This window comes from Caulobacter sp. FW305-C-30-S16 (genome assembly GCF_058783025.1).
Window position 1 is genome coordinate 799,430 of sequence record NZ_JBYSYH010000001.1, and the last position, 24,412, is coordinate 823,841.

Sequence of the window (24,412 nt, forward strand, 5' to 3'; positions counted from 1 at the left end):
CGGCCAAACAGCTGTTTGGAACCGCCGGTACGGACGTCCGGGCGTGCAGGGAGAAGACCATGGCCGACGATCTCGGATTCGACCCGCAGGCGCTGCGTGAACGGTATCGGGCAGAGCGCGACAAGCGGCTGCGCGATGACGCCAACGAGCAGTACCGCGAGATCAAGGGCGACTTCGCCCACTACCTCGACGACCCCTATGTCGAGCCGGGCTTCACCCGGGCGCCGCTGACCGACGAGGTCGAGGTGGTGGTGATCGGCGGCGGCTTCGGGGGCCTGCTGGCCGGGGCGCGGCTGCGCGAGGCCGGCGTCCAGAATATCCGCATGATCGAGAAGGGCGGCGACTTCGGCGGCACCTGGTACTGGAACCGCTACCCCGGCGCGGCCTGCGATGTGGAATCCTACATCTACCTGCCGCTGCTCGAGGAGCTCGGCTACGTGCCGGTGGAGAAATACACGCGGGCGCCTGAAATCCTCGACCACTGCCGACGCATCGGCGAGCACTTCGACCTCTATCGCGACGTCTGCTTCCAGACCGAGATCACGGCGATGGACTGGGACGAGGCCTCATCGCGCTGGATTATCCGCACCAATCGCGGCGACGCCATGAAGGCGCGCTTCGTCTGCATGGCCAACGGCCCGCTGCACCGTCCCAAGCTGCCGGGCATCCCGGGCGTGGAGACCTTCAAGGGTCACAGCTTTCACACCAGCCGCTGGGACTATGACTACACCGGCGGCGATTCCTTCGGGAACCTGACGGGTCTGGCTGACAAGCGCGTCGGGATCATCGGCACCGGCGCGACCGCCGTACAGTGCGTGCCGCATCTGGGCGCCTCGGCGAAGGAACTGTTCGTCTTCCAGCGTACCCCCTCGTCGATCGACGTCCGGGACAACCGCCCGACCGATCCGGACTGGGCCGCGTCGCTGGAGCCGGGCTGGCAGCAGCGCCGGATGGACAACTTCAACAACCTCGTCTCGGGCGGGTTCGAGAAGGAAGACCTGGTCGGCGACGGCTGGACCGACATCATCCGCAACATCCTGCTGATCGGCCGCCAGACCCAGGCCGCCGGCGAAGCGCCGCGCAGCCTGCAGGAGCTGATGCAGCTGGCCGACTTCAAGAAGATGGAACAGATCCGCAGCCGGGTGGACGCGCTGATCAGCGATCCGGCCACGGCCGAGGCGCTGAAGCCCTGGTACAACCAGTTCTGCAAGCGCCCCTGCTTCCACGACGACTACCTGCCGACCTTCAATCGGCCGAACGTGCATCTGATCGACACCCAGGGGCGGGGCGTCGAGCGGATCAGCGAGAACGCCGTCTGGGTCGACGGCAAGGCCTATGAGGTCGACTGCCTCGTCTACGCCACCGGCTTCGAGGTCGGCACCAGCTACGCCCGCCGCGCCGGGTACGAGGTCGTCGGCCGGGGCGGCCTGACCCTGACCGAAAAATGGAAGGACGGCGTGTCGACCCTGCACGGCATGCACGTGCACGGCTTCCCCAACCTGTTCATTTTCTCCAACAGCCAGTCAGGCTTCTCGGTGAACTATCCGCACATGCTGAACGCCCAGGCGCAGCATGCCTCGTGGATCATCGCCGAGGCGCAGCAGCGCCAGGCGCGGACGGTCGAGGCGTCGCGCGCGGCGGAGGAGGCCTGGGTCCAGACGATCATCGACTCGGCCCTGATGCGGCAGCAGTTCCAGGAGGAATGCACGCCCGGCTACTACAACAACGAGGGCAAGCCCTCGGCGCTGGCCGCGCGGAACGGGTCCTACGGCAAGGGCTCGATCGCCTTCATCAAGCTGATGGAGGAATGGCGGGCGGCCGGGACTCTCGAGGGCCTGGAGCTCACATCCGGATAGGCCGCGGCCCCCACGGTGTCAGGGCGACGGCGGCGGCGGTCGCCGTCCCCATGACCACCATGCCCAGGGCGACCAGGGCGAACAGCGTCCAGGGAGGAGCCTGCGTCTTGACCAGGATGATGCCGCCGATCGCGACAACGGCGAGCCGCGCCGTGCCCGCCAGCAGCGGCCCCATGATCCTGCCCGCGCCCTGTGATGAGAAGTACAGCGCCAGGCTCAGGCCGAAGAAGGCGAAGCACGGCCCGACGAAGTGCAGGTAGAGGGAGCCGGCGGCGCGCACCTCGGGATCATGGGTGAAGATCGAAACCCAGATTTCCGGAAACAGGCCCAGCACCATGCCCAGAACGCCGAGGGCGACCCCGGCCATGGCGCCCGCCGTCCAGGCCACCCTGCGCGCGCGCGTCACGTCGCCTGCGCCGATGGCCAGTCCGACCATCGGCAGGGAGGCCACGCCGACGGAAAACGCGATCGGCACCAGCAGGAATTCCAGCCGTGAGCCGATGCCGTACCCGGCCAGAGTGTGGACGCCGAACCGCGCGGCGATTGCGGTGATCACCAGCACGGTTCCGACGGTCTGGATCGGCGACAGCATTGCCGGCAGCCCGACCTTGAGGATGTCGTCGAAATGGGCCCGGGTGAACGGGCCGCTCAGGTGCAGGCGCACGCGCGCCTTGCCCCGGCGCAACAGCAGGAACAGGACGACCGCCATGAAGGTGGCGGACGCCGCCTGGCCCAGGCCGACCCCGATGATGCCCAGTTGTGGCGCCGGCCCCCAGCCGAAGCACAGCGCTCCGCCCAGTACGATCTGAAGCACCGCGCCGCCCAGCATCGTCGCCGAGGGGCCGACCATGTCGCCGGACCCACGCAGCACGGAGGCGAACATGTTCGACAGCCAGATCGCCGCCGCGAAGGCGAAGACGATGTTCGAATAGATCACCGCCTGCCGCAGCGTCTCGCCATCCCCGCCCAGCAGGGCGAACATCCCGCGGCCGAACAGTGACAGGACGATCGAGAAGAACAGTCCAAGGCCCAGGCCGATGACCGCGCCATGACGCGCCAACGCCTCGGCCCGCTCCGTTGCGCCTGCGCCCAGGGCCCGGCTGACGGCGGAGGAGACGCCCCCGCCCATGGCGCCGGCGCTCATCATCCCCATCAGCATGACGAGCGGAAAGACGAGCGCGGCCGCGGCCAGCGGTTCGGCGCCGAGGCGACCTATGTAGGCGGTTTCCGCGATCGAAACGGCTGTCGTGGCCAGCATGCCCAGCAGGTTGGGGGCGGCCAGTTTCGCCAGGGTCGGCGCGACCGGCGCGACAAGCAAGGGGTGGGACGGCGCGGCGCCACCAGTCGTCTGCGTCATCGTTCCCCACCTGCGTTTCGATTTGCTACTTTATAGGCGGGCGGTGAGCGGTCCAGTCGCAAATGCGTCGGCGGGACTTGCTGTCGCGGTCGACGGTCGGCAGGGTCCGCGCAGGAGGCCAGTGGACCGGCCGCATGAGGACGTCATGGCCGAAATCCGGAAAGTCTCCCTGCTCTACGCCATCGCCGAAGACCGGCTGGCGCTGGATACGGAAGACCTGGCGGGCGGGATCACGCGCCTGTGGCTGACGCAGCGGCTCTGCCGCGCCCTCGTCACCGCGCTCGTGCCGATGCTTCAGCAGGTGGTCACCCTGAAGCTGCCGGCCGGGGCGGAAACGGCGGCCCAGTCGTGGGAGCAGGCCGCCGCGATGGCGGACTTCGGCAAGACGCCGGGCGTCCAGCCCGGGCCGGACATGACAGCCGGACTGGTCACCGCCGTCCATATCAGCCCGCCGGGCGAGCAGATGACGCTGACCTTCGACTTCGGCGACGGAGAGTCGCGGATCGTCACCCTCAGCGTCGCCGCCCTGCGCCAGACCCTGTCGGTGATGCACCGGCTGCAGGCGGAGGCCGGCTGGCCGCTGGACATCTGGCCGGCCTGGATCGCTGATCCGGCGGCGACGGCGGTCAGCGGCGGGGTGAACTGAAGGCATTCCGGCCAGGAGCGTTCCCGTAGAGCCGTCGGGGGTCTAGGAAGGGCGCATGACCCGTCACATCGTCCATATCGTGGGAGCCGGACCCGCCGGCCTGATGGCGGCCGAGCGCCTCGCCGCCGCCGGCCACGGCGTGGTGGTGCACGAGGCGATGCCCTCGCCGTCGCGAAAGCTGCTGATGGCCGGACGGGGGGGGCTCAACCTCACCCACACCGAGCCCCTGGAGGGATTCCTCAATCGCTATGGCGAGGCGAAGGCGGTCGTCGCGCCATGGCTGGAGCGGTTCTCGCCGACAGACATGATCGGCTGGGCGGAGGGGCTGGGTCAGGCCACCTTCGTCGGCTCGTCAGGCCGGGTCTTTCCGCGGGCCATGAAGGCGTCGCCGTTGTTGCGGGCCTGGCTGGCCCGGCTTGCGGCGACGGGCGTCGAGTTGCGGACACGATCCCGCTGGACCGGCTTCGCCGAGGACGGTCTGACGTTCGACACGCCGGCAGACCCCGGCCTCGAGCGGCCGGACGCCGTCGTGCTGGCCGTGGGCGGCGGCAGCTGGCCCCGTCTGGGATCCGACGCCCGGTGGACGCCCTGGCTGGCGGCAAAGGGCGTGACCGTGGCGCCGTTCAGGCCGTCGAATGTCGGCTTCGACCACGCCTGGTCGCCGATCTTCGCCGACCGATTCGCCGGACAGCCGCTCAAGCCCGTCGCCATGACCCATGGCGAGACCGGCGTGCGCGGCGAGGCGATGGTCACCCGCTACGGGATCGAGGGCGGGGCGGTCTATGCCCTGTCGGCGGGCTTGCGGGATGCGATCGGGCGCGACGGCGCGGCGACCCTCGTCGTGGATCTTCGTCCCGACCTTTCCATCGAGGCGCTGGCGGCCCGTCTGGCCAGGCCGCGCGGCAAGGACAGCGTGACCAACTGGCTGCGCAAGGCTGGCGGCCTGTCGCCCGTGGCTGTCGGTCTGTTGCGCGAGATTCCGGGCGACCTGCCCATGGGCGCCGACAAGCTGGCGCGTCGCATCAAGGCGGTCCGCCTGACTCTCACCGGCGTGCAGGGTCTGGACCGGGCCATCTCCTCCGCCGGAGGCGTGGCCCTGGACCAGGTCGATCACGACCTGATGCTCAAGGCGCTGCCCGGCGTCTTCGTCGCGGGCGAGATGCTGGACTGGGAAGCCCCGACGGGGGGCTATCTTCTACAGGCGTCGATGGCCTCGGGCGCCACGGCGGCGGCCGGTGTCATCGACTGGCTGAAGCGGGCCTGAAAGACCCGCTTCGAGCGGTGCCTAGTGGGCGGGAGCCGTCGGTGCGGGAGCGGCGGCCGGAGCAGCCGCAGCCGCGACCGGAGCGGCGCCTTCGGCCGGAGCCTCCGCTGCCGGGGCTTCCGCGACCGGAGCCGCGGCGGGCTTGGGCGCGGGCAGCGGCAGGGTCGCGCCGAGCGAGTTCAGGTAGGCCAGCATCGAGATGCGGTCTTCCTGCTTCTTAAGACCGACGAAGCCCATCTTGGTGCCCGCAACATGCTTCTGCGGGGCCTTGATGAACTGGTCGAGCTCGTCCCAGGTCCAGACCGGGTGGCTGGCGGCGTATTCGAGCATGCCGGGCGAGTAGGCGAAGCCCGGACGGGCGCCCGGCTTGTGGCCGAGAATGCCGTAGAGGTTCGGACCGGTTCCGTTGGCGCCGCCGGCGTCGAAGGTGTGGCACGAGGCGCACTTGGCGGCGACAGCCTTGCCGACCTCGGGGTTGGTCACCGGAATGACCGTGCCCCAGTCCGGCGCGACTTCGGCGGCGGGACCATCGGCGGGGCCTTCGGCCACGGCGATGGCATAGCCGGCCTTCTCGGGCTGGTGATGCTCGAACACGATGGTGGTCAGCTCGCGCAGGCCGAAAATGACGAGTCCGGTCGCCAGCAAACCGCCGGCGATCTTGTTGAACGTAAGATCGCTCATATCCGCCTGTCTCAGTCCTCAAGTCGGCCCGCGCCGCGAGCCAGAATCAGCGCTGTGGGAATCCCACGACGCGCCCCTTATTGCGCCGGGCTCTCTTACACGCTACCGCCCCTCGCGCAAGACGGGCCCGGGGGTCCGGACCGTCGAATTGATCGATGCCCAGACTGATGAACCCGATCGTCCTCATTCCGGCCCGCATGGCCGCGACCCGACTGCCGGACAAGCCGCTGGCGGATATTGGCGGCCTGCCGATGATCGTCCGCGTTCTGCGCCAGGCCGAACGGGCCGCCGTGGGCCCCGTCGCGGTCGCCGCCGGCGACCCTGAAATCGTCGACGCCGTGCGCGCGGCCGGCGGGCTGGCGGTGCTGACCGATCCCGCGCTGCCCTCCGGGTCCGACCGGATACAGGCGGCGCTGGAGGCCCTCGATCCGGGCGGCGTCCACGACGCGGTGATCAATCTGCAGGGCGACATGCCGTTCGTCCCGGCCTCCATCATCGCCGCCTGCGCCGGCCTGCTGGCGCGTGAACCCGGTTGCGACGTGGCCACCGTTGTGGCGCCGGAAGCCTCGGCCGAAGACCGGTCCAATCCGGATGTAGTCAAGGCGGTGCTGGCCATGACGGCCGACAACGCCAGCGGCCGGGCGCTCTACTTCACCCGATCGACCCTCTACGGCGACGGTCCCGTCTGGCGGCACGTCGGGATTTACGGATATCGGCGCGCGGCGCTGGAGCGATTTAACACCGCTCCGCCCTCGCCCCTCGAACGGCGCGAGAAGCTGGAGCAGCTGCGGGGCCTGGAAATGGGCCTTTCGTACTGGGCCGCCGTCGCGGACGAGGCCCCGATCTCCGTCGACAACCCGGCCGACCTAGAGGCGGCCCGGGCCTACGCGAAAGCCGAACGATGAGTGTTCTCCCCAAGATCGCCTTCCAGGGCGAACCCGGCGCCAACAGCCACGAGGCCTGCCGGACCTATTTCCCCGACCACGAAGCCGCGCCCTACCCGACGTTCGAGGAGGCCTTCGACGCGGTGAAATCCGGCGCCTGCGCGCTGGGCATGATCCCGGTCGAGAACTCGATCGCCGGCCGCGTCGCCGACGTTCACCATCTGCTGCCCAGCTCCGGCCTGAAGATCATCGGCGAGCGGTTCAAGCCGATCCGCTTCCAGCTGATGGTCAACAAGGGCGGCAGGCTGGCCGACGTTAAGACCGTCTCGAGCATGGCCATCGCCCTGCACCAGTGCAAAGGCAGCCTGAAGAAGCTGGGCGTGGCCATGGAGGCCGTGGGCGACACCGCCGGCGCCGCCCGGGCCCTGGCCCAGCACCCCGACCCCACGCGCGGCGCCATCGCCCCGGCCCTGGCGGCGGAGATCTACGGCCTCGACATCCTGATGCGCGACATCGAGGACGAGCGGCACAACACTACCCGCTTTCTGGTGATGACCGCCGACAAGGCGCCGCCGCCGCCGCCGTTCACCAGCCGCTGCATCACCAGCTTCTGCTTCAAGGTGAAGAACATCCCGGCGGCCCTCTACAAGGCCATGGGCGGGTTCGCGACCAACGGCGTGAACATGACCAAGCTGGAAAGCTACATGGAGGGCGGCGCCTTCACCGCGACCTTCTTCTACGCCGAGGTCGACGGCCGGCCGGAGGACCGGGGCCTCGCCCTGGCGCTCGAGGAGCTGGGCTACTTCTCCGAGAAGGTCGAGATCCTCGGAGTCTTCCCGGCCGATCCGTTCCGGGACAGGGTCTGACCCAACCTGTCATCCCGGACGGCCCGAAGGGACGATCCGGGACCGAACCGGACGAAGCTGGGTCCCGGCTCTTCGCTACGCTGCGGCCGGGATGACAGGGATGGATTGCTCTGATCCCTCCCCTTCGCAGAGCGGTCGCGTCAGTCTAGCCTCCCCCAAAAGCAACCGCCTGGGGAGGCAACCGTGATTCAAGGCATTCCGTATCTTCAGTCCGTCCTGGCGCCGGTTCTGGCGCTGATCGTCTGGTCGCTGCTTATCTGGGTGTGGATGTACGCAAAGCGCATCCCGGCCATGGGCAAGGCCGGAATCAAGCCGCAGGACGGGCGGTTTCCGGGCTCGCTGAACGGGCTGCCGGACGACGTTCGCGCCGCAGCGGACAACTACAACCACCTGATGGAACAGCCGACGATCTTCTACGCGCTGGCGTTCCTGACCTATCTGCTGAGCATGCAGAACGGCTGCACGGCGGCGCTGGCCTGGGCCTACGTCGGTCTGCGCATCCTGCACAGCCTGGTGCAGGTCACCGTCAACGCCGTGGTCGTGCGTTTCCTCGTGTTCAGCCTGTCGACCATCGTGCTGATTGTCTGGACCGGGTGCGTGGTGATGGGCGTGGTCGGAGGCTAGGTGCGTCCTTCGAGACGCGGACCTGAGGGTCCGCTCCTCAGGATGACGTAGAGGGGCGTGTTTTCCCGTTGGTCGTCATGGTGAGGAGCGAGCCTCAAGCGAGCGTCTCGAACCACACAGGGACTGCCCGCGATCAGTCCTCACCCTCCGCCCAGCTCTTGACCAGCTGGTGGGCGATGGCGAGCGGGGGCGGGGCGAAGCAGCCGTCGTAGCCGCCGTTGACCAGCTGGCGGGCTTCCTCGCGCGTGAACCAGCGCACGGCCTCCAGCTCGGTCTGGTCCGGCCGGGCGTCGGCGCTGTCGACTTCGGCGATCAGGCCGATCATCAGGGAGTTGGGGTACGGCCAGGGTTGGGTCGAGTGGTAGTGTACCTTCGTCGCCGTCAGCGCCGCCTCTTCCATCAGCTCGCGGGCGCAGGCCTCTTCCATCGTCTCGCCGGGCTCGAGGAAGCCGGCCAGCGCCGAGTACATGCCCTTGGGCCACATCGCCTGGCGGCCCAGCAGGCACTTGCCCTCGAACGTCGCCAGCATGATCACCACCGGGTCGGTGCGCGGGAAGTGCTCTGCCTTGCAGCTGCTGCAGACGCGCTTCCAGCCGCCCTCGGCGACCTCGCTCTGCTGGCCGCATGCCGCGCAGTGGCGGTGCTTGCGGCGCCATTCGAACATCCCCTTGGCCGTCGCCGTGATCGCGGCCTCGGCCGCGGGCAGGGTGGTGGCCACCGCGCGCAGGTCCTTGAACTGCCCCACGCCCTCCAGCGGTCCGTCACAGGGGTCGAGGCCGCCCTCCATGTCGACGGCGAACACCGCGGTGTCCTTCCACAGGCCGAGGAACAGCAGCCGCTCCCAGACGCCGCCGGCCAGCTCCAGCCCCATTTTCGCCGGCACATAGGCCAGCTGGACGCCGCCGTCCTTGCCCTTCTCGGTCAGGGGCTGGCCGTTCCACAGCGGGATCGCCAGCGAGCCGGGATCGGCCAGCAGGCTATCGAGCCAGTCCTGGTCGCCGCGGCGTTCGCTGACGCGGTTCAGGGGGTTGCCGGAGAAGACGTTGGAGATCGCTGAAAGGGCCATGTCGGCTTCGTTCCATCAAACGAGGTCTGGACGCAACCCAAGAACATCCTCCCCAGCCTTGCTGGGGAGGGGGACCGCCGGAGGCGGTGGAGGGGAGTCCGTGCACCGACTCCCCTCCACCATCCTTCGGATGGTTCCCCTCCCCGCCGCGGCGGGGAGGATTTGCGGATCCCAAGGTTGCATCCGCCCCTCCGATCCACGATATAGGCCTTGGAGATCGGCGATGGGCGGACGCCTCGCCAACCTGGTCAGGGCCGGAAGGCAGCAGCCACAACGAGATTTGCTCCGGGTCGTTGTCCGGTCTCCACCCTTCCCATAAGTTCTTTTGCTGTTCTCCGCCTTCGCGGGGATGAGCGGGTGTGAGACCATAGGGTCGATGGCCGATTCCGATATCTCCGCTGAAGCGCCGCCGCCCTGGGACGAGGAGCTCCCCGAGCGCGATCCCGATACGGCGGACATCTTCGGCGCGCCGGAACCTTCCCCTGAACCCGCACCGCCGCCCGCTCCAGCGCCGATGGCCGAGCCGCAGGACCAGGGCGCGGCCTACACCGTGCTGGCCCGCAAGTACCGCCCGCGCAATTTCGAGGATCTGATCGGCCAGGAGGCCATGGTCAGGACCCTGACCAACGCCTTCGCCAGCGGCCGCATCGCCCACGCCTTCATGCTCACCGGGGTGCGTGGCGTCGGCAAGACGACGACCGCCCGCCTGCTCGCGCGGGCTCTGAACTTCGAGAGCGACACCGTCCACCAGCCCTCGGTCGACCTCAGCGTCGACGGCCGCCACTGCCGCGCCATCGTCGAGGGGCGGCACATGGACGTGCTGGAACTCGACGCCGCCAGCCGCACCAAGGTCGACGAGATGCGCGAACTGCTGGACGGGGTGCGCTACGCCCCGACCGAGGCGCGCTACAAGGTCTACGTCATCGACGAAGTGCACATGCTTTCGACGGCGGCGTTCAACGCCCTGCTGAAAACGCTGGAAGAGCCGCCGCCGCACGCCAAGTTCATCTTCGCCACCACCGAGATCCGCAAGGTGCCGGTGACCATCCTCAGCCGCTGCCAGCGCTTCGATCTGCGCCGGGTCGAGCCGGAGGTGCTGGTCAAGCACCTGGGCAAGATCGCCGAGGCCGAGGGCGCCCGTATCGACGCCGAAGGCCTGGCCCTGATTTCCCGCGCCGCCGAGGGATCGGTGCGCGACGGCCTGTCGCTGCTCGATCAGGCCATCGTTCAGGCCGACAAGGGCCAGGTCGTATCGGCCGCCATTGTGCGCGACATGCTGGGCCTGGCCGACCGCGCCCTGACCATCGCCCTGTTCGAGCAGATCATGGGCGGCCAGACCGCCGCGGCGCTGCAGCAGTATCGCGACCTCTGGGGCTTCGGCGTCGATCCGGCCCAGGTGATGCTCGACCTGCTGGAGCACAATCACGGCGCCTCCGTCGCCAAGGCCCTGGGCCCCGACGCCCTGCACCTGCCCAAGGACCAGGCCGCACGCCTCGCGGCGATCGGGGCGACGGCCTCGGCGGGCACCCTTTCGCGGGTCTGGCAGATGCTGCTCAAGGCCTATGAGGAAGTGCGCCGCGCGCCTGATCCGTCGGCGACCGTCGAGATGGCGCTGATCCGGCTTTGCTACGCCGCCGACCTGCCGGGGCCTGAAGAGGCGCTGAAGGCGCTGCGTGACGGCGAGCCGATGCCGGGCGGCGGAAGCGGCGTCTCGCCCTCCGGCGGCGGGGGCGGAGCCACCGCCCAGGCCGCCGGCGCCTTCGCGGCCCAGGCCCGGATCGCCCCGCTCGCGCCGCAGACCGCGCCCCAGGCGACCACCGCCCTCGCGTCCTTCGACGACGTGCTGGCCCTGATCCAGAACAAGCGCGACATCACCCTGCTGATGGACGTGCAGCAGTTTGTGCGGCCGATCAGCTTCCGGCCCGGGGCCATCGAGTTCGAGCCCGCGCCCCGCGCGCCCGCCGACCTGACCCGCCGTCTGGCGTTGAAGCTCAAGGAATGGACGGGCCAGACCTGGCTGGTGGCCACCGCCGGCGGTGGCGGGGCCGAAAGCGCCTGGGAGCGCCAGAAGCGCGAGGAAGGCGAGGCCCGCGCGGCCATTCTGGCCGACCCGTTCGTGATGTCGGTGATGGACGCCTTCCCCGGCGCCGAACTGCTCGGCGTCAGGCAGCTTGCGGTTCCGCAGGGGGAAGCGGTTAGCGTCAATCCCGACGAGGATGTCGAGGAGGACTGAGCCTCCCTGCGTGCTTCGAGACGCGGACCCGAGAGTCCGCTCCTCAGCATGACGGGCAGTATTGGATCCCCCGTAGTCGTCATCCTGAGGAGCGAGCCTCAAGCGAGCGTCTCGAAGGACGCACCATGGATCCGCGCCGCCAGATGCGCTGACCATCAAGGGAGTTGAACCATGTCCAAAGCCAACGGCCGCAAGGCGATCTTCATCACGGGCGCGGCCTCGGGCATGGGGCTGGAGACGGCCCGGCTGTTCGCGGAAAAGGGCTGGTACGTCGGCGGCGTCGACGTCAACAAGGACGGCCTGCGCGCGCTGGAGCAGGAGCTCGGCTGGGACAACTGCATGGTCCGCGAGCTCGACGTGACCAACCGCGACGCCTACCGCGCGACCCTGACCGAGTTCACCGACGCGACAGACGGCAAGCTGGACGTGATGTTCAACAACGCCGGCATCGGCCGGGGCGGGCCCTACGCGGACATGCCGTGGGAAGACGCCATGGCGGTGATCAACATCAACCTGGTGGCGGTGCTCAGCGGCATCAACCTGGCCATTCCCTTCCTGAAGGCGACGCCGAATTCGCTGTGCTTCTCGACCTCGTCGAGCTCGGCGATTTTCGGCATGGCCAACATCGCCGTCTACTCGGCGACCAAGCACGCGGTGAAGGGCTTCACCGAGGCGCTGTCGGTGGAGCTCAAGCCGTTCGGCGTGCGTGTGGCCGATACGCTGCCCGGTCTGATCGACACGCCGATCCTGCCCGATGAGGCGAAGGCGGGCGCCCCCACCGAAGGCATGTGGCGCCTGACCCCGCCGCGCGAAGTGGCCGAGGCCGTCTGGTCCGCCTACCACACCGACAAGATCCACTGGTACGTGCCGAGCGAGCTGGAAGCCTTCGATCAGCTGCAGACCGCCCAGCCGGAAATGGTCCGCGACCAGATGATCCAGGCGGGCCTGTTCAATCGCGCCGAGGAGTAGGCGTTGCGTCCTTCGAGACGCTCGCTTGAGGCTCGCTCCTCAGGATGACGAACAGGATTGAGCTGCAAAAGTCTTCGTCATGGTGAGGAGCGATCCCTCGGGATCGCGTCTCGAACCACGCACCCTTTCCCCGCCGCGACAGCCTGCTAAGACAGCTCCATGGCCGCCACCGCCGGACCCGAGATCGAGCGACTGATCGCCCTGCTGGGCAAGCTGCCGGGGCTGGGGCCCCGGTCGGCGCGGCGGGCCGCGCTGGCGTTGCTGAAGCGGCGGGAACAGCTGCTGGACCCCCTGACCGACGCGATGGTCGACGCCCGGGCCAAGGTCCGGACCTGCACCACCTGCGGCTCGCTCGACACCGCCGACCCCTGCGCCATCTGCGCTGACGCCGCCCGCGACGGCGGGTTGCTGTGCGTGGTCGAGGAGGTCGGATCGGTCTGGGCGCTTGAACGCGCCAGCGCCTTCCGTGGCCGCTACCACGTCCTCGGCGGACTGCTGTCGGCGCTGGACGGCATGGGACCGGAGAAACTGCGCGTCGCCGAGCTGCTGAACCGGGTTTCGCAGGGCGAGGTGCGGGAGGTGATTCTCGCCCTGCCGGCCACGGTCGACGGCCAGACCACGGCCCACTACCTCGCCGAGCGGCTGGTCCCCTCCCAGGTGCCCGTCACCATGCTGGCGCGCGGCGTGCCCGTCGGCGGCGACCTCGACTGGCTGGACGACGGCACCATCGCCCAGGCGCTGCGCGCCCGGCGGCCGGCGTAGGTTCCCTTCGCCGTCATGCTGCGCACAAGGCCCGGGATGACGGCTGTGCTGAATCCGTCTAGGAACGGAGCATGAACGATCCCGTAACCATCGCCGTCCTGGCCGCCGCTGTATTCGCCATCGCCTTCCTGGGCGTGCTGGTCCTGTGGCTGCGCGAACGCGGCCAGTCGGTGAAGCTGGCGACCGAGCTGGCCGGGGCCGTCGAGCGGGCCCGTCTGCAGGAGGACGCGCGGGCGACCATGGGCGACTATCTGCGGGCCCAGGCCGAGCAGACGGCCACCGCGACCGCCGAAGCGCTGCTCAAGCGCACGGACGAGACCTTCCGCAATCGCGAGATGCTGCATCAGGAGCGCCTCGCCGCGCAGCTGAAGCCGGTCGCCGAGAGCCTTGCCAAGTTCGAAGCGCACGTCACAGCGGTCGAAAAGACCCGCGCCGAGGAGACCGGCGGCCTGCGCGAACAGCTGGCGCAGCTGATGACCGCCTCGACCGCCACGCGCGATGAGGCGCGGCGGCTGACCGAGGCCCTCAAGGGCAACACCGGCCGCCGGGGCCGCTGGGGCGAGCAGACCTGCCGCAACGTGCTTGAGGCCGCGGGGATGGCGGGACGGTTCGACTTCGAGGAGCAGCGCTCCGAGGCCAATGAAGAAGGCCGCCAGACGCGTCCGGATTTCATCGTTCACCTTCCCGGCGGCGGAAAGTTCGTGATCGACGCCAAGGTCTCGCTGGCCTTCGGCGAGCCGTCCGACGGCGACGAGGACGCCCAGCGCCAGGCCGCGTCCCTGCGGACCGCCGTCAGCATGAAAACCCACGTGCGGCAGCTGTCGTCCAAGGCCTATCAGGACCAGTTCAAGCCGAGCCCCGACTTCGTCGCGATGTTCGTGCCGGGCGACGCCTTCCTGGCCGCCGCCCTCGACCATGAGCCCGAGTTGATGAACCAGGCCATGGCTTCGCGCGTCGTGATCGTGACGCCGACCACGCTGTTCGCCCTGTGCAAGGCCGTGTCCTATGGCTGGCGGGTCGAGGAGCAGGCCGCGAACGCCGACAAGATCGCCGTGCTCGGCCGCGAGCTCTACAAGCGGCTGTCGGTGATGGGCGGCCACGCCGCGGGCCTCGGCAAAGCGCTGGAAACGGCGGTGGCCCGGTACAACCAGTTCGTCGGATCGCTGGAGACACAGGTGCTGACCCAGGCCCGCCGCTTCGAGGACCTCAAGGTCGACCACGAAGGCAAGGAGATCGCGCCGATCGAGCCGGTGGAGACCGCCGTCCGGACCCTTGCCAAGCTTGCGCCCGCGGACGCCGCCGCCTTGACGGCTCCGGACGCCGCCCCTACCTCCTGACCACCATGTCCCTCCGCCGTATCCTCACCGTCGACAACGCCGCCGATATGGCCGTGCTCAAGCAGGTTTCCACGCCCGTTGAAGGCGGCGTGACCGACGATCTGCGCCTGTTGATGGATGACATGCTCGAGACGATGTACGCCGCGCCCGGCATCGGCCTGGCGGCCGTGCAGGTCGGCGAGCCCAAACAGATCATCGTCATGGACCTCGGCGACCGCGAGGGCGCGGAGGAGGGCGATGACGAGGGGCGGCGCAACCCGCGCTACTTCATCAATCCCGAGATCGTCTGGTCGTCCGAGGACCTCGCCTCCTACGAGGAGGGCTGTCTGTCGGTTCCGGAGATCTATGACGACGTCCAGCGCCCGGCCCGGGTGAAGATACGCTACCTCAACTACGCCGGCGAGGCCGTCGACGAGGACGCAAGCGGCCTGTTCGCGGTCTGCATCCAGCACGAGATGGATCACCTCAAGGGCGTGCTGTTCATCGACCACCTGTCACGCCTGAAGCGCGAACGGGCGATCAAGAAGGTCGAGAAGGCCGCCCGGGCGGCGTAACCCCTACTTCCGGCTCGTGTCGCCGCTGGCCGCGCGTTGCTCCTCGGCTTCGCGCTTGGCCTCGGCAGAGGCATCAGCGACGCCGTCCTGGACATCGGCGGCGGCATCCTTGACCGCATCGGCGGCTTCGGCACCCGCGTTGCCGATCGCCGCGCCGGCGTCCTTCACGTCCGGATCGGCCGCGATTTCCTTCGCTGCTTCCTTGACCTCGCTGCCGACCGCGGCCGCGCCTTCACCGACATCGGCGCGATCTTCCTTCGAGCAGGCGCCGAGGGCGAGGCCGGCGGCGGCGAGCGTGACGATGAGCAGTGTGCGCATGGCGGAATCCCGTTGTTGAGTTTCGTTCCACCGATCAACGATCTGTGAAGCGTCGGGTTCCCGGCGACTTCCGCCGGAGCGCCGTCACGGCTAAACCCCGCCCATGCGCCTCGCTTTTCTCGGAACGCCCGACTTCGCCGTCAAGAGTCTCGCCGCCATCCTCGCGGCCGGGCATGAGGTGGTTTGCGTCTATTCCCAGCCGCCCGCCCCGCGCGGCCGTGGCCAGACGCTGCAACCCTCTCCGGTGCACGCCTTCGCCGAGTCGCACGGCCTGATGGTGCGCACGCCGGTCTCGATGAAGGCGCCGGAAGAGCTTTCGGCGTTCCAGGCGCTGGACCTCGACGCCGCCGTCGTCGTGGCGTTCGGCCAGATCCTGGTCTCCGAGGTCCTGGATGCGCCCCGGCTCGGCTGTTTCAATGTACACGCCTCGCTGTTGCCGCGCTGGCGCGGCGCGGCGCCGATCCAGCGCGCCCTGATGGCCGGGGACAGTGTCACCGGCGTGCAGGTGATGCGCATGAGTCTCGGCCTCGACGAGGGCGCCGTTCTGGCGACCGAAACGGTGCGTATCGGCCCGCTGGATACCGCCGGAACGCTGCACGACCGGCTGGCCGAGGCCGGCACGCGGCTGCTGCCGCCGACGTTGGCCGCCATCGCGGCGGGCACGGCCGTCGAGGTTCCGCAAGCCGCCGAGGGCGTCACCTATGCGAAGAAGATCCGGCCAGCGGAGGCCCGTATCGACTGGACCCGTTCGGCGACGGAGCTGGACCTGCACATCCGGGGCCTGTCGCCCTTCCCCGGCGCCTGGTTCGAGGCGCCGTCCGACAAGGGACCGGTGCGCGTGAAGGCTCTGCTGTCGCGGGTTGAGGAGGGGTCCGGAACGCCGGGCCAGACGCTCGATGACAGCCTGCTGATCGCCTGTGGGACCGGCGCGTTGCGCCTTTTGCGGGCCCAGCGCGAAGGCAAGTCGGCGCAGGACGCGGCGGACTTCCTGCGCGGCTTTCCGCTCGCCGCCGGGACCGTGCTCGCCTGATGCCCCGCTATCGCCTGACCATCGAGTATGACGGTCGCCCCTATCGCGGCTTTCAGGCCCAGGACGGGCTGCCCAGCGTCCAGGGCGCGATCGAGGCCGCGGTGCTGGGCTTTACCGGCGAGACTCTCCGGATACATGCCGCCGGCCGGACCGACACCGGAGTCCATGCGACCGGCCAGGTCATCCACGTCGACCTCGGCAAGGCCTGGCCGGCCGATGTGGTGCGCGACGCCCTCAACGCCCATCTGCGGCCCGAGCCGATCGCTGTTCTCGAGGTCGAGGATGTCTCCGACGACTGGCACGCCCGCTTCTCGGCGATCGAGCGGCGCTACCTTTATCGCGTGCTCAACCGCCCGGCGCCGGCCGCCCTGGACAAGGGGCGCGTCTGGCATGTGCGCAAGCCGCTGGACGCGGCGAGGATGCATGAGGCCGCGCAGGCGCTGACCGGCCACCACGACTTCACGACGTTCCGCGACATGCAGTGCCAGGCGAAGTCGCCGATGAAGACGCTGGATGTCGCGGCGGTCCATCGCGAGGGCGAGGAGGTGCATCTCGTCTTCGCCTCGCGGTCGTTCCTGCACCGGCAGGTGCGCTCGATGGTCGGCTCGATCGTGGAGGTCGGCCTCGGGCGCTGGACCGCCGCCGATCTGAAGGCCGCGCTTGAGGCCCGCGACCGGACGGCCTGCGGCCAGGTCGCGCCCGCGGACGGGCTGTATCTGACCGGCGTCGGCTACGAAGGGTAGGGCGTCACAAACTGCTGGCCGGTCGCCTTGGCCAGCAGCTCGCCGTCCTCGCGACGAAACTCGACCTCGACCGAGATCAGCTGTCGTGACCGGGCCACCACGCGACCCTCGATCAGCAGCGGATCGGCGCGCCCGAGCTTGAAGAAGCGTATCTGCAGGTCTGTCGTCCGGAATGCTGACGGGGCCTCGATCACGGTCATGGCGGCGAAGGCCATCATCTGGTCGGCCAGCGCCGCCAGATAGCCGCCGAACATCGAGCCGTCGCCGTTCATCAGCTCGGGCTGCGGCTCCCATCGCTTGCGCGCCCAGCCCTCGCCCCAGGCTTCGAGCAGGCCAAGGCGAAGGACGGCGACAACAGGCGGCGGCTCGGCGACGCCGGCGATCAGGGCGTCCAGCCGGTCGGTGGCCCAGGTCATGCAATGCCCCTTCGATTCCGAAGTCGGAAATGTGAGGCTTGCTCGGCTATAAGGGGACTCGCATGTCAGACGTCGCCGCCAACGCCCGCCGCAGTCCGCGTCAGGGCCGATCGAAGGCCACGGTGGACGCCATTCTGGAGGCGGCTACTCGCATTCTCGAGGCGGGCGAAACCTTTACCACCAACCACGTCGCCGCGCGGGCGGGGGTCAGCGTCGGCACCCTCTACCAGTACTTTCCGGACAAGGCGGCGATCCTCCACGCCCTGGGCGCGCGGGAGCGGGCGGCCATGGCCGAGGCGACGCGCGTCGCGATCGAGGCCGGGGTCGATCCGGCGCGGGCGGCGATCCGCGCCCAACTGGCCGCCTTCGACGGCCGTCACGCCGCGCGGCGGGCGGTGCTGGAGGCGATCCTGCGCGACCCGGCCGTGCCGGGCATGGCCGACAAGGTCGATGCCGGCGTGGCGCCCTTCGTCCGCGACGGCGAGCGGCCGGTCCACGCCTTCGTCCTGTCCCGCGCGATCATGGGCGTGGTGCGCGCGGCGGTGCTGGAAGACTCGCCCCTGCTGGGGTCGCCGGACCTTGAGGAGGCGCTGGTGCGCCTCGTGCGGGGCTACGCCGAGGCGTCGCCGAAGCGCTCGAAATAGCGCTCGATGATCCTCTGGTAGGCAGCCTGCAGGTCGTACAGCTGGCTGACCGGCACACGCTCGTCGACCGCGTGCATGGTCGCGCCGACCAGGCCGAACTCCAGCACCGGACAGAGGTCGCGAATGAACCGCGCGTCGGAGGTGCCGCCGGTTGTCGACAGGTCGGTGTCCTCGCCGGTGGTCTCCCTGATCGCCGCGGCGACCAGGTCGGTGAACGGGCCGCGCCGGGTCAGGAAGGCCTCGCCGCTGATGATCGACTTGACCTCGACCCTTCCGCTGAATCCCTGCCCTGCCGCCGCCGCCGTCTCGGCGATCCAGGCTTCGAGCTCGGCGCCCTTGTGGGCCGGATTGAAGCGGATGTTGATCCGCGCCTTCGCTTCGCGCGGGATGATGTTGGTGGCGGTGTTGCCGACATCGATGGTGGTGACTTCCAGGTTGGACGGCTGAAAGCCCTCGAAGCCCTCGTCCAGCACCCGCCCCTGCAGGCGGGACAGCAGGTCGATCAGGACCGGCACCGGATTGGCCGCGCGCTGGGGGTAGGCCACATGGCCCTGCACGCCCTCGACCGTGATCCAGCTGTTGATGCTGCCGCGCCGGCCGATCTTGATCATGTCGCCCAGCCGAGCCGAACTGGACGGCTCGCCGACGATGCAGTGATCGATCACCTCGCCCTCGGCGGCGAGCGTCTGGACAACCCGCTTGGTGCCATCCAGCGCAATGCCTTCCTCGTCGCCGGTGATCAGGAAGCTGAGCGAACCTTTCGGCTCACCGTTGGCCAGATATCCGGACACGGCGGCGATGAAGGCGGCGATGCCGCCCTTCATGTCGACCGCGCCGCGGCCGATCAGGACGCCATCGGCGAGGGCCGCCTCGAACGGCGGACTGGTCCAGGCCCCGGCGTCGCCCACGGGCACGACGTCCGTGTGCCCGGCGAAACAGAGATTGGGGCTGGCGGTTCCACGCCGGGCGTAGAGGTTCTCGATCTCGCCGAACTTCATCCGCCGGCAGGCGAAGCCCATCCCTTCCAACGCTTGCTGGACGATATCCATCGCGCCGAGGTCAGCCGGCGTGACCGACGGACGGCGGATCAGGTCGCGGGCAAGGTCGAGAACGTCGATCACGGTCAGTCCCGCAGCAGGTCGTTGATCGAGGTCTTGGAGCGCGTCTGGGCGTCGACCGTCTTGACGATGACGGCGCAGGAGAGGCTCGGGCCGCCGTGGGGATCAGGCAGGCTGCCGGGCACGACCACGCTGTAGGGCGGGACATAGCCGCGGTGGACCTCGCCGGTCTTGCGGTCGACGATCTTGGTCGTGGCGGTGAGAAACACGCCCATGCTGAGCACGCTGCCCTGGCCGACGATGACGCCCTCGACGACCTCGGACCGGGCGCCGATGAAGCAGTCGTCCTCGATGATGGTCGGATTGGCCTGCAGGGGCTCGAGCACCCCGCCGATGCCGACGCCGCCCGAAAGGTGCACCCGCTTGCCGATCTGGGCGCAGGAGCCGACCGTCACCCAGGTGTCGACCATGGTCCCTTCATCGACGAAGCCGCCGATGTTCACGAACGAGGGCATCAGGATCACGTTCTTCGCCACATAGGCGCCCCGGCGCACGATCGCGCCGGGCACGGCGCGGAAGCCGGCTTCCTCGAACTGCGGCGCTTCCCAGCCGTCGAACTTGTTGGCCACCTTGTCCCACCAGGGACCGACCGCGCCGCCAAGCGTCCCGGCGCGCATGACGGCGTTGGGGTTCAGGCGGAAGGACAGCAGCACGGCCTTCTTGGCCCACTGGCGAACGATCCACTCGCCATCGATCTTTTCGGCCACCCGGACCTTGCCGCTGTCGAGCAGCGACAGGGTCTCCTCGATGGCCGTGCGGACCGGACCGGTGGTCGCCGGGGACACGGCGTCACGGGCGTCCCAGGCGGCCTCGATCTCGGTTTCCAGGTCGGCGAGCGTTACGGCGGTCATGCGTCGGTTTCCTTCACCCGGATGTCGTTGAGGAACTCGGCCAGGTGTCTTGCGCGGTGGTGGACGAAGGAGGCGGTCGAGTCGGCGGCGTGGGCGCCGACCAGAACCGTGGTCATGCCCAGGGCCGCGGCCGGCGCGAGGTTGTGCTCGCTGTCCTCGAAAAAGGCCGACCCGGCGGCGGTGACGCCGTGGCGGGCGATCATCATGCCGAAGGTCACGGGCGACGGCTTGGGAATGTAGCCGGCCGCAGCGATGTGGAAGATGTCCTCGAAGACGTGGGCGATGCCGAGCCGGTCGAGCACGCGTTCCGCATGGCTGGCCGAGCCGTTGGTGAACACCAGCCGCCGGCCGGGCAGCCGTTCCAGCCCGGCGGTCAGGGCGGGATCGGGCGACAGCGCGTCGAGCGAGACGTCATGAACCGCGGTCAGGAAGTCTTCCGGATCGATGCCGTGGTTGTTGGCCATCAGGCCGGCGAGCGTGGTGCCGTGCTCATGGTAGTAGCGCTTCTGGATCGCCCGGGCCTCTTCGCGGGGCAGTCCCGTCACCCGCTCCATGAAGTCGGTCATGCGGCCGGAAACCAGCGTCATGACCTCGCTCTCGATCGGGTAGAGGGTGTTGTCGAGATCGAACAGCCAGGTGTCGATGTGCGTAAGGTCGGTCACGCCTTCACCAGCGTTCCCGCGCCGTGCTCGGTGAACAGCTCGACCAGCATGGCGTGCGGCCGGCGTCCGTCGAGAATGACCACGGCCTCGACCCCCGCGTCGACCGCGGCGATGGCGGTTTCCAGCTTGGGGATCATGCCGCCGGTGGCGACGCCCGTACGGATCAGTTCGAAGGCCTCGGCGACAGTCATCTGGCGGATCAGCTCGCCGTTGGCGTCCTTGACCCCCGCGACGTCGGTCAGCAGCAGCATGCGCTTGGCCTTCAGCGCGCCCGCGAGCGCGCCGGCGACGGTGTCGGCGTTGATGTTGAAGGTCTGGCCGGACTCGGAGACGCCGATCGGCGCCACCACGGGGATGTAGTCATGGTCCGACTTGATCAGCACCTGGATCAGCGTCGGATCGATCTTCTGCGGCTCGCCGACAAAGCCCAGGTCAACGACCTGCTCGATGTTGCTGTCGGGGTCCTTCTTGGTGCGGCGGGCGCGGGTGACCGTGATCAGCCGCGCGTCCTTGCCGGACAGACCGACGCCCCGCACGTCCGCCTCACGGCCGGCCAGGGTGATCCAGTTGGCGATTTCCTTGTTGATCGCGCCGGAGAGAACCATCTCGGCGACTTCCATCGTCGCCTCGTCCGTCACCCGCAGGCCGTCGATGAAGGTCGACTTGACCCCGGCCCGGTCGAGCATGCGCGAGATCTGCGGCCCGCCGCCGTGCACGACGACCGGATGGACGCCCATCAGCTTGAGCAGGACCGCGTCGGCGGCGAACAGTTTCGCCACAGAGTCCTCGCCCATGGCGTGGCCGCCGTATTTGATCACCACCGTCTCGCGGTCGTAGATCTGGATGTAGGGCAGGGCTTCGGCGAGGGTTTTCGCGGTCGCCCAGCCGGCTTCCTCGGTCTTGTCGGTCAAGGCGCTGAGCTCCCGTATCGTCGTGCGGGTCGATAGCGGATGGGCGACGCGGTGTCACCGCTCTTCGAGGCTGTGGAAGATCCGCAGGACTGTGACTTGATCAGCGTCGACGACGTACTGAATCACATACCCGGCTCTGCCGAAGGGCGCGAACAACTCCCGTAGACCGTCCGGTGGCTGGCCCGCAGGCGCGCCGCGCTCTGAAAACCGGTCGAGCGACTGAATCGCCGAGAGGATTGTAGCTCTGGCCCTGCGGGCGGCGGTTGGCCTGCCTGAGGCAATGAAGGCGGCCAACCGTACAGCGTCTCGTTGGGCTTCGGCCGCAAGTAAGATGCTGGTCGTCAAGCCTTGTTCGCTCGAGCCAGTTCGATCTGCCGATCAAGCTCGGCCATGAACTCGTCCACCGAGACCGCCTCACCGGTTCGCCTGTACTCGGCCAACCGTTCACGAGCGATGGTCCATCGGTCGTAAGCCGGCGCTTCGAACACGGCGCCCGTCTCCTCTACCCCCGGCATCTGGGTGGTAGATAGAAGTTTGTCAGCTGATTTTCGCGAGCCGGCCATGGACCAAACCTACGCGCAAATAGCCTCCTTGACCAGCTCTATCTAAACGGCGGCTCGTCGAACGCACGCAACTTGCGCGAGTGCAAGTTCGGCCCCTCCGCCCGCAGCAGGTCTACGGTCGCGATGCCGATCTGCAGGTGCTGGCTGATGGCGCGTTCGTAGAAGGCGTTGGCCTGACCCGGCAGCTTGATCTCGCCGTGCAGCGGCTTGTCCGATACGCAGAGCAACGTGCCGTAGGGCACCCGGAAGCGGTAGCCCTGGGCGGCGATGGTGGCGCTTTCCATGTCGATGGCCACGGCCCGGCTCTGGTTGAACCGGAGGGCCGAGGAGGTGTAGCGCAGCTCCCAGTTCCGGTCGTCGGTGGTCACCACGGTGCCGGTGCGCAGGCGACGCTTGAGGCTCTCGCCGCTTTCGCCGCTGACCAGCTTGGCCGCGTCGTAGAGGGCGCGCTGCATCTCCGCGATGCTCGGGATGGGGATGTCCGGCGGCAGGACCTCGTCCAGCACATGGTCGTCCCGCAGATAGGCGTGGGCGAGCACATAGTCGCCGATCGTCTGGCTGCCGCGCAGGCCCCCACAGTGGCCGATCATGATCCAGGCCTGCGGACGAAGGACCGCCAGGTGGTCGGTGATGGTCTTGGCGTTGGACGGACCGACGCCGATGTTGACCAGGGTCACCCCTTGCCCGTCTTCAGCGATCAGGTGGTAGGCCGGCATCTGGTGTCGCCGCCAGGGACCGTTGGCGATGGTCATCTCCGGGTTCGGAGAGTCTTTGGTCACCGTGATGTTGCCCGGCGCCGACAGGGCCGTGAACCGCGTGCCGGGAACCTTCAGCTGCTCGCAGCCCCAGCGGACGAACTCGTCGACATAGCGGTGGTAGTTGGTGAACAGGATGTACTGCTGCACGTCCTCGGCAGGAGCGCCGGTGTAGTGCTTCAGGCGCGCCAGCGAGAAGTCGGTGCGCAGACCGTCGAACAGGGCCAGCGGCCGCGAGGCCTCGAGAATCGGGTCCCAGAGACCGTCCGCCACCTCGTCGCCGATGTGAGCCAGTTCGGTGGTCGGGAACCAGCGGGCGATCTCGCTGGCGCTGACGTCGGCCATGGCAATATCGCCGCCGTCCAGCACGTAGGGGAACGGAATCTCCTGCATCGACCGGCCGACGTCGAGCTGAACGCCGAAGTCCTGGATCATCAGGGCCAGCTGCTCGATCAGGTAGTCCTTGAACATCGCCGGACGGGTGACCGTCGTGGCGTAGTCGCCGGGCAGGCCGATCCGGGCGTAGGCGCGGCTGATCCGCGGATAGCCGTTCTCGCCGCTCCAGTGCATCCGCAGTTCGGGATACACGAAGGCGCCATCGGCCCGCAGGGCGGGGTCGGGACGCTGGCCGGTTGTCAGGAAGGTCTTCAGGGCGCCCCTCAGGGCGGAGACGGACCGTTCGTATTCTTCAATAAGCCGCTCGACGATGGCGGCTGCTTCTTTCTCATGTGTCATGGCTGCTTATAGCGACCTGATCGTGACTTGGCGAGATGGGGGGCGGCGCGAGCCCGCACTGGCGCACGGCCGACGCCGACACTAGGCTCGTCCCCATGTGGAAGACGGTGCTGATCTACGGCCTGGCGCTGGCCCTGGGGGCGGTGGCCCTGCAGTGGCTGGACTATCGCATCTGGGCTCGCACCCATGTCGGCGCGGTGTGGATCGCCCTGGTCGCCGCGGCTTTTCTCGGGCTCGGGGTCTGGGTCGGCGCGCGCCTGTTCCGGCCGCGGGTGCTGTCGGGCGGCTTCGAGCTCAACCAGCCCGCCCTGACGACGCTGGGCATCACCCGGCGTGAGCACGAGGTCCTTGGTCTGCTGGCGGCCGGCCGGTCGAACAAGGAGATCGCCCGACAGCTCAACCTCTCGCCCAACACGATCAAGACCCACGTCGCCCGGCTGTACGAGAAGCTCGAAGCCGTGCGCCGGACGGACGCCATCCTGCGGGCCCGCGAGCTGCGGCTGATCCCCTGACCAATCGGGTGAGTTTCCCGAAATCACCCTTTTGGGCGATTGTTCCCGCGACGGG

The 24,412-nt window shown here is 68.8% G+C and carries 27 protein-coding genes, 1 other RNA gene and 1 pseudogene; 16 read left to right on the forward strand and 13 right to left on the reverse strand.

Annotated features, from left to right (window positions below; all coding sequences use genetic code 11):
• Positions 1-59: 59 nt before the first annotated feature.
• Positions 60-1,856: a flavin-containing monooxygenase gene (locus AC3WJT_RS03875; protein WP_492341749.1), complete on the forward strand. Its 1,797-nt coding sequence runs from the start codon at positions 60-62 to the stop codon at positions 1,854-1,856.
• Here AC3WJT_RS03875 and AC3WJT_RS03880 read toward each other — a convergent pair.
• The gene (locus tag AC3WJT_RS03880; protein WP_492341750.1) at positions 1,843-3,213 is read right to left on the reverse strand and encodes an MATE family efflux transporter; all 1,371 of its coding nucleotides are present in this window, start codon (positions 3,211-3,213) and stop codon (positions 1,843-1,845) included. The genes AC3WJT_RS03875 and AC3WJT_RS03880 overlap by 14 nt on opposite strands.
• Before the next feature lie 145 nt (positions 3,214-3,358).
• Here AC3WJT_RS03880 and AC3WJT_RS03885 point away from each other — a divergent pair, with 145 nt between their 5' ends.
• Entirely contained in the window at positions 3,359-3,859 is a 501-nt protein-coding gene (locus tag AC3WJT_RS03885) for a hypothetical protein (protein ID WP_492341751.1), read from the forward strand.
• A gap of 55 nt (positions 3,860-3,914) precedes the next feature.
• Entirely contained in the window at positions 3,915-5,123 is a 1,209-nt protein-coding gene (locus AC3WJT_RS03890; protein ID WP_492341752.1) for a BaiN/RdsA family NAD(P)/FAD-dependent oxidoreductase, read from the forward strand.
• A 21-nt stretch (positions 5,124-5,144) separates the two neighbouring features.
• Here the strand turns inward: AC3WJT_RS03890 and AC3WJT_RS03895 are convergent, their stop codons facing one another.
• On the reverse strand, positions 5,145-5,804 hold the full coding sequence (locus AC3WJT_RS03895) for a c-type cytochrome (protein ID WP_492341753.1): 660 nt from the start codon (positions 5,802-5,804) through the stop codon (positions 5,145-5,147).
• 167 nt (positions 5,805-5,971) lie between these two features.
• On the opposite strand from AC3WJT_RS03895, the gene AC3WJT_RS03900 reads away from it, so the two are divergent.
• Complete coding sequence (locus AC3WJT_RS03900; RefSeq protein WP_492342367.1) at positions 5,972-6,709, forward strand: 3-deoxy-manno-octulosonate cytidylyltransferase; 738 nt, start codon at positions 5,972-5,974, stop codon at positions 6,707-6,709.
• Positions 6,706-7,554, forward strand: coding sequence for a prephenate dehydratase (locus AC3WJT_RS03905; protein WP_492341754.1), 849 nt, complete (start codon positions 6,706-6,708; stop codon positions 7,552-7,554). Before AC3WJT_RS03900 ends, AC3WJT_RS03905 begins: the two co-directional genes overlap by 4 nt.
• A gap of 8 nt (positions 7,555-7,562) precedes the next feature.
• Here AC3WJT_RS03905 and AC3WJT_RS03910 read toward each other — a convergent pair.
• Positions 7,563-7,651 (reverse strand): annotated as a pseudogene (locus AC3WJT_RS03910) (hypothetical protein); the annotation flags it as partial.
• Between the two features lie 86 nt (positions 7,652-7,737).
• Here AC3WJT_RS03910 and AC3WJT_RS03915 point away from each other — a divergent pair.
• Positions 7,738-8,178, forward strand: a complete 441-nt coding sequence (locus AC3WJT_RS03915; RefSeq protein ID WP_492341755.1) for an MAPEG family protein — start codon at positions 7,738-7,740, stop codon at positions 8,176-8,178.
• 133 nt (positions 8,179-8,311) lie between these two features.
• On the opposite strand, the gene nudC is transcribed toward AC3WJT_RS03915, so the two are convergent.
• Positions 8,312-9,244, reverse strand: a complete 933-nt coding sequence (nudC, locus tag AC3WJT_RS03920; RefSeq protein ID WP_492341756.1) for an NAD(+) diphosphatase — start codon at positions 9,242-9,244, stop codon at positions 8,312-8,314.
• A gap of 211 nt (positions 9,245-9,455) precedes the next feature.
• Between nudC and ffs the strand changes: the two genes are divergently transcribed.
• From ffs to def, 6 genes are all read left to right on the forward strand, one after another.
• Positions 9,456-9,554: signal recognition particle sRNA small type (gene ffs, locus AC3WJT_RS03925), an RNA gene on the forward strand.
• Between the two features lie 66 nt (positions 9,555-9,620).
• Positions 9,621-11,477, forward strand: coding sequence for a DNA polymerase III subunit gamma/tau (locus AC3WJT_RS03930; protein WP_492341757.1), 1,857 nt, complete (start codon positions 9,621-9,623; stop codon positions 11,475-11,477).
• Between the two features lie 171 nt (positions 11,478-11,648).
• Positions 11,649-12,446 carry an SDR family oxidoreductase gene (locus tag AC3WJT_RS03935; protein ID WP_492341758.1) on the forward strand — a complete coding sequence of 266 codons (798 nt, stop codon included), beginning with the start codon at positions 11,649-11,651 and terminating at the stop codon, positions 12,444-12,446.
• A 159-nt stretch (positions 12,447-12,605) separates the two neighbouring features.
• A complete protein-coding gene (gene recR / locus AC3WJT_RS03940) occupies positions 12,606-13,208 on the forward strand; it encodes a recombination mediator RecR (protein WP_492341759.1) in 603 nt (200 codons plus the stop codon).
• 71 nt (positions 13,209-13,279) lie between these two features.
• A complete protein-coding gene (locus AC3WJT_RS03945; RefSeq protein ID WP_492341760.1) occupies positions 13,280-14,545 on the forward strand; it encodes a DNA recombination protein RmuC in 1,266 nt (421 codons plus the stop codon).
• A gap of 5 nt (positions 14,546-14,550) precedes the next feature.
• A complete protein-coding gene (gene def / locus AC3WJT_RS03950; protein WP_492341761.1) occupies positions 14,551-15,099 on the forward strand; it encodes a peptide deformylase in 549 nt (182 codons plus the stop codon).
• 3 nt (positions 15,100-15,102) lie between these two features.
• Here def and AC3WJT_RS03955 read toward each other — a convergent pair whose 3' ends face one another.
• Complete coding sequence (locus AC3WJT_RS03955; RefSeq protein WP_492341762.1) at positions 15,103-15,417, reverse strand: cell surface protein; 315 nt, start codon at positions 15,415-15,417, stop codon at positions 15,103-15,105.
• A 103-nt stretch (positions 15,418-15,520) separates the two neighbouring features.
• Here AC3WJT_RS03955 and fmt point away from each other — a divergent pair, with 103 nt between their 5' ends.
• A complete protein-coding gene (fmt, locus tag AC3WJT_RS03960) occupies positions 15,521-16,447 on the forward strand; it encodes a methionyl-tRNA formyltransferase (protein WP_492341763.1) in 927 nt (308 codons plus the stop codon).
• Complete coding sequence (gene truA, locus AC3WJT_RS03965) at positions 16,447-17,190, forward strand: tRNA pseudouridine(38-40) synthase TruA (protein ID WP_492341764.1); 744 nt, start codon at positions 16,447-16,449, stop codon at positions 17,188-17,190. Before fmt ends, truA begins: the two co-directional genes overlap by 1 nt.
• Here the strand turns inward: truA and AC3WJT_RS03970 are convergent.
• The gene (locus AC3WJT_RS03970) at positions 17,178-17,606 is read right to left on the reverse strand and encodes a PaaI family thioesterase (RefSeq protein WP_492341765.1); all 429 of its coding nucleotides are present in this window, start codon (positions 17,604-17,606) and stop codon (positions 17,178-17,180) included. The two genes, truA and AC3WJT_RS03970, sit on opposite strands and share 13 nt — an antisense overlap.
• Before the next feature lie 62 nt (positions 17,607-17,668).
• Between AC3WJT_RS03970 and AC3WJT_RS03975 the strand changes: the two genes are divergently transcribed.
• A complete protein-coding gene (locus tag AC3WJT_RS03975; protein WP_492341766.1) occupies positions 17,669-18,250 on the forward strand; it encodes a TetR/AcrR family transcriptional regulator in 582 nt (193 codons plus the stop codon).
• Here the strand turns inward: AC3WJT_RS03975 and dapE are convergent.
• The 7 genes from dapE to AC3WJT_RS04010 form a co-directional block, all read right to left on the reverse strand.
• Positions 18,217-19,377 (reverse strand): succinyl-diaminopimelate desuccinylase, encoded by a 1,161-nt coding sequence (gene dapE / locus AC3WJT_RS03980; RefSeq protein WP_492342368.1) that lies wholly within the window; start codon positions 19,375-19,377, stop codon positions 18,217-18,219. The two genes, AC3WJT_RS03975 and dapE, sit on opposite strands and share 34 nt — an antisense overlap.
• Positions 19,374-20,219: a 2,3,4,5-tetrahydropyridine-2,6-dicarboxylate N-succinyltransferase gene (gene dapD / locus AC3WJT_RS03985; RefSeq protein WP_492341767.1), complete on the reverse strand. Its 846-nt coding sequence runs from the start codon at positions 20,217-20,219 to the stop codon at positions 19,374-19,376. Before dapD ends, dapE begins: the two co-directional genes overlap by 4 nt.
• Entirely contained in the window at positions 20,216-20,881 is a 666-nt protein-coding gene (locus AC3WJT_RS03990; protein WP_492341768.1) for a pyrimidine 5'-nucleotidase, read from the reverse strand. The genes dapD and AC3WJT_RS03990 overlap by 4 nt, the downstream gene beginning before the upstream one ends.
• Complete coding sequence (gene argB, locus AC3WJT_RS03995; protein WP_492341769.1) at positions 20,878-21,792, reverse strand: acetylglutamate kinase; 915 nt, start codon at positions 21,790-21,792, stop codon at positions 20,878-20,880. The genes AC3WJT_RS03990 and argB overlap by 4 nt, the downstream gene beginning before the upstream one ends.
• A 54-nt stretch (positions 21,793-21,846) precedes the next feature.
• Positions 21,847-22,137 carry a type II toxin-antitoxin system RelE/ParE family toxin gene (locus AC3WJT_RS04000; protein ID WP_492341770.1) on the reverse strand — a complete coding sequence of 97 codons (291 nt, stop codon included), beginning with the start codon at positions 22,135-22,137 and terminating at the stop codon, positions 21,847-21,849.
• A complete protein-coding gene (locus AC3WJT_RS04005; RefSeq protein ID WP_492341771.1) occupies positions 22,134-22,280 on the reverse strand; it encodes a hypothetical protein in 147 nt (48 codons plus the stop codon). The genes AC3WJT_RS04000 and AC3WJT_RS04005 overlap by 4 nt, the downstream gene beginning before the upstream one ends.
• A gap of 113 nt (positions 22,281-22,393) precedes the next feature.
• Entirely contained in the window at positions 22,394-23,845 is a 1,452-nt protein-coding gene (locus AC3WJT_RS04010) for an AMP nucleosidase (protein ID WP_492341772.1), read from the reverse strand.
• A 95-nt stretch (positions 23,846-23,940) separates the two neighbouring features.
• Here AC3WJT_RS04010 and AC3WJT_RS04015 point away from each other — a divergent pair, with 95 nt between their 5' ends.
• A complete protein-coding gene (locus AC3WJT_RS04015) occupies positions 23,941-24,357 on the forward strand; it encodes a response regulator transcription factor (protein WP_492341773.1) in 417 nt (138 codons plus the stop codon).
• Positions 24,358-24,412 lie beyond the last annotated feature (55 nt).

Coding starts and splice junctions, on each gene's coding strand:
- AC3WJT_RS03875 (WP_492341749.1), top strand. CDS start 60: ATGGCCGACGATCTCGGATTCGACCCGCAGGCGCTGCGTGAACGGTAT.
- AC3WJT_RS03880 (WP_492341750.1), bottom strand. CDS start 3,213: ATGACGCAGACGACTGGTGGCGCCGCGCCGTCCCACCCCTTGCTTGTC.
- AC3WJT_RS03885 (WP_492341751.1), top strand. CDS start 3,359: ATGGCCGAAATCCGGAAAGTCTCCCTGCTCTACGCCATCGCCGAAGAC.
- AC3WJT_RS03890 (WP_492341752.1), top strand. CDS start 3,915: ATGACCCGTCACATCGTCCATATCGTGGGAGCCGGACCCGCCGGCCTG.
- AC3WJT_RS03895 (WP_492341753.1), bottom strand. CDS start 5,804: ATGAGCGATCTTACGTTCAACAAGATCGCCGGCGGTTTGCTGGCGACC.
- AC3WJT_RS03900 (WP_492342367.1), top strand. CDS start 5,972: ATGAACCCGATCGTCCTCATTCCGGCCCGCATGGCCGCGACCCGACTG.
- AC3WJT_RS03905 (WP_492341754.1), top strand. CDS start 6,706: ATGAGTGTTCTCCCCAAGATCGCCTTCCAGGGCGAACCCGGCGCCAAC.
- nudC (WP_492341756.1), bottom strand. CDS start 9,244: ATGGCCCTTTCAGCGATCTCCAACGTCTTCTCCGGCAACCCCCTGAAC.
- AC3WJT_RS03930 (WP_492341757.1), top strand. CDS start 9,621: ATGGCCGATTCCGATATCTCCGCTGAAGCGCCGCCGCCCTGGGACGAG.
- AC3WJT_RS03935 (WP_492341758.1), top strand. CDS start 11,649: ATGTCCAAAGCCAACGGCCGCAAGGCGATCTTCATCACGGGCGCGGCC.
- recR (WP_492341759.1), top strand. CDS start 12,606: ATGGCCGCCACCGCCGGACCCGAGATCGAGCGACTGATCGCCCTGCTG.
- AC3WJT_RS03945 (WP_492341760.1), top strand. CDS start 13,280: ATGAACGATCCCGTAACCATCGCCGTCCTGGCCGCCGCTGTATTCGCC.
- def (WP_492341761.1), top strand. CDS start 14,551: ATGTCCCTCCGCCGTATCCTCACCGTCGACAACGCCGCCGATATGGCC.
- AC3WJT_RS03955 (WP_492341762.1), bottom strand. CDS start 15,417: ATGCGCACACTGCTCATCGTCACGCTCGCCGCCGCCGGCCTCGCCCTC.
- fmt (WP_492341763.1), top strand. CDS start 15,521: ATGCGCCTCGCTTTTCTCGGAACGCCCGACTTCGCCGTCAAGAGTCTC.
- truA (WP_492341764.1), top strand. CDS start 16,447: ATGCCCCGCTATCGCCTGACCATCGAGTATGACGGTCGCCCCTATCGC.
- AC3WJT_RS03970 (WP_492341765.1), bottom strand. CDS start 17,606: ATGACCTGGGCCACCGACCGGCTGGACGCCCTGATCGCCGGCGTCGCC.
- AC3WJT_RS03975 (WP_492341766.1), top strand. CDS start 17,669: ATGTCAGACGTCGCCGCCAACGCCCGCCGCAGTCCGCGTCAGGGCCGA.
- dapD (WP_492341767.1), bottom strand. CDS start 20,219: ATGACCGCCGTAACGCTCGCCGACCTGGAAACCGAGATCGAGGCCGCC.
- AC3WJT_RS04010 (WP_492341772.1), bottom strand. CDS start 23,845: ATGACACATGAGAAAGAAGCAGCCGCCATCGTCGAGCGGCTTATTGAA.
- AC3WJT_RS04015 (WP_492341773.1), top strand. CDS start 23,941: ATGTGGAAGACGGTGCTGATCTACGGCCTGGCGCTGGCCCTGGGGGCG.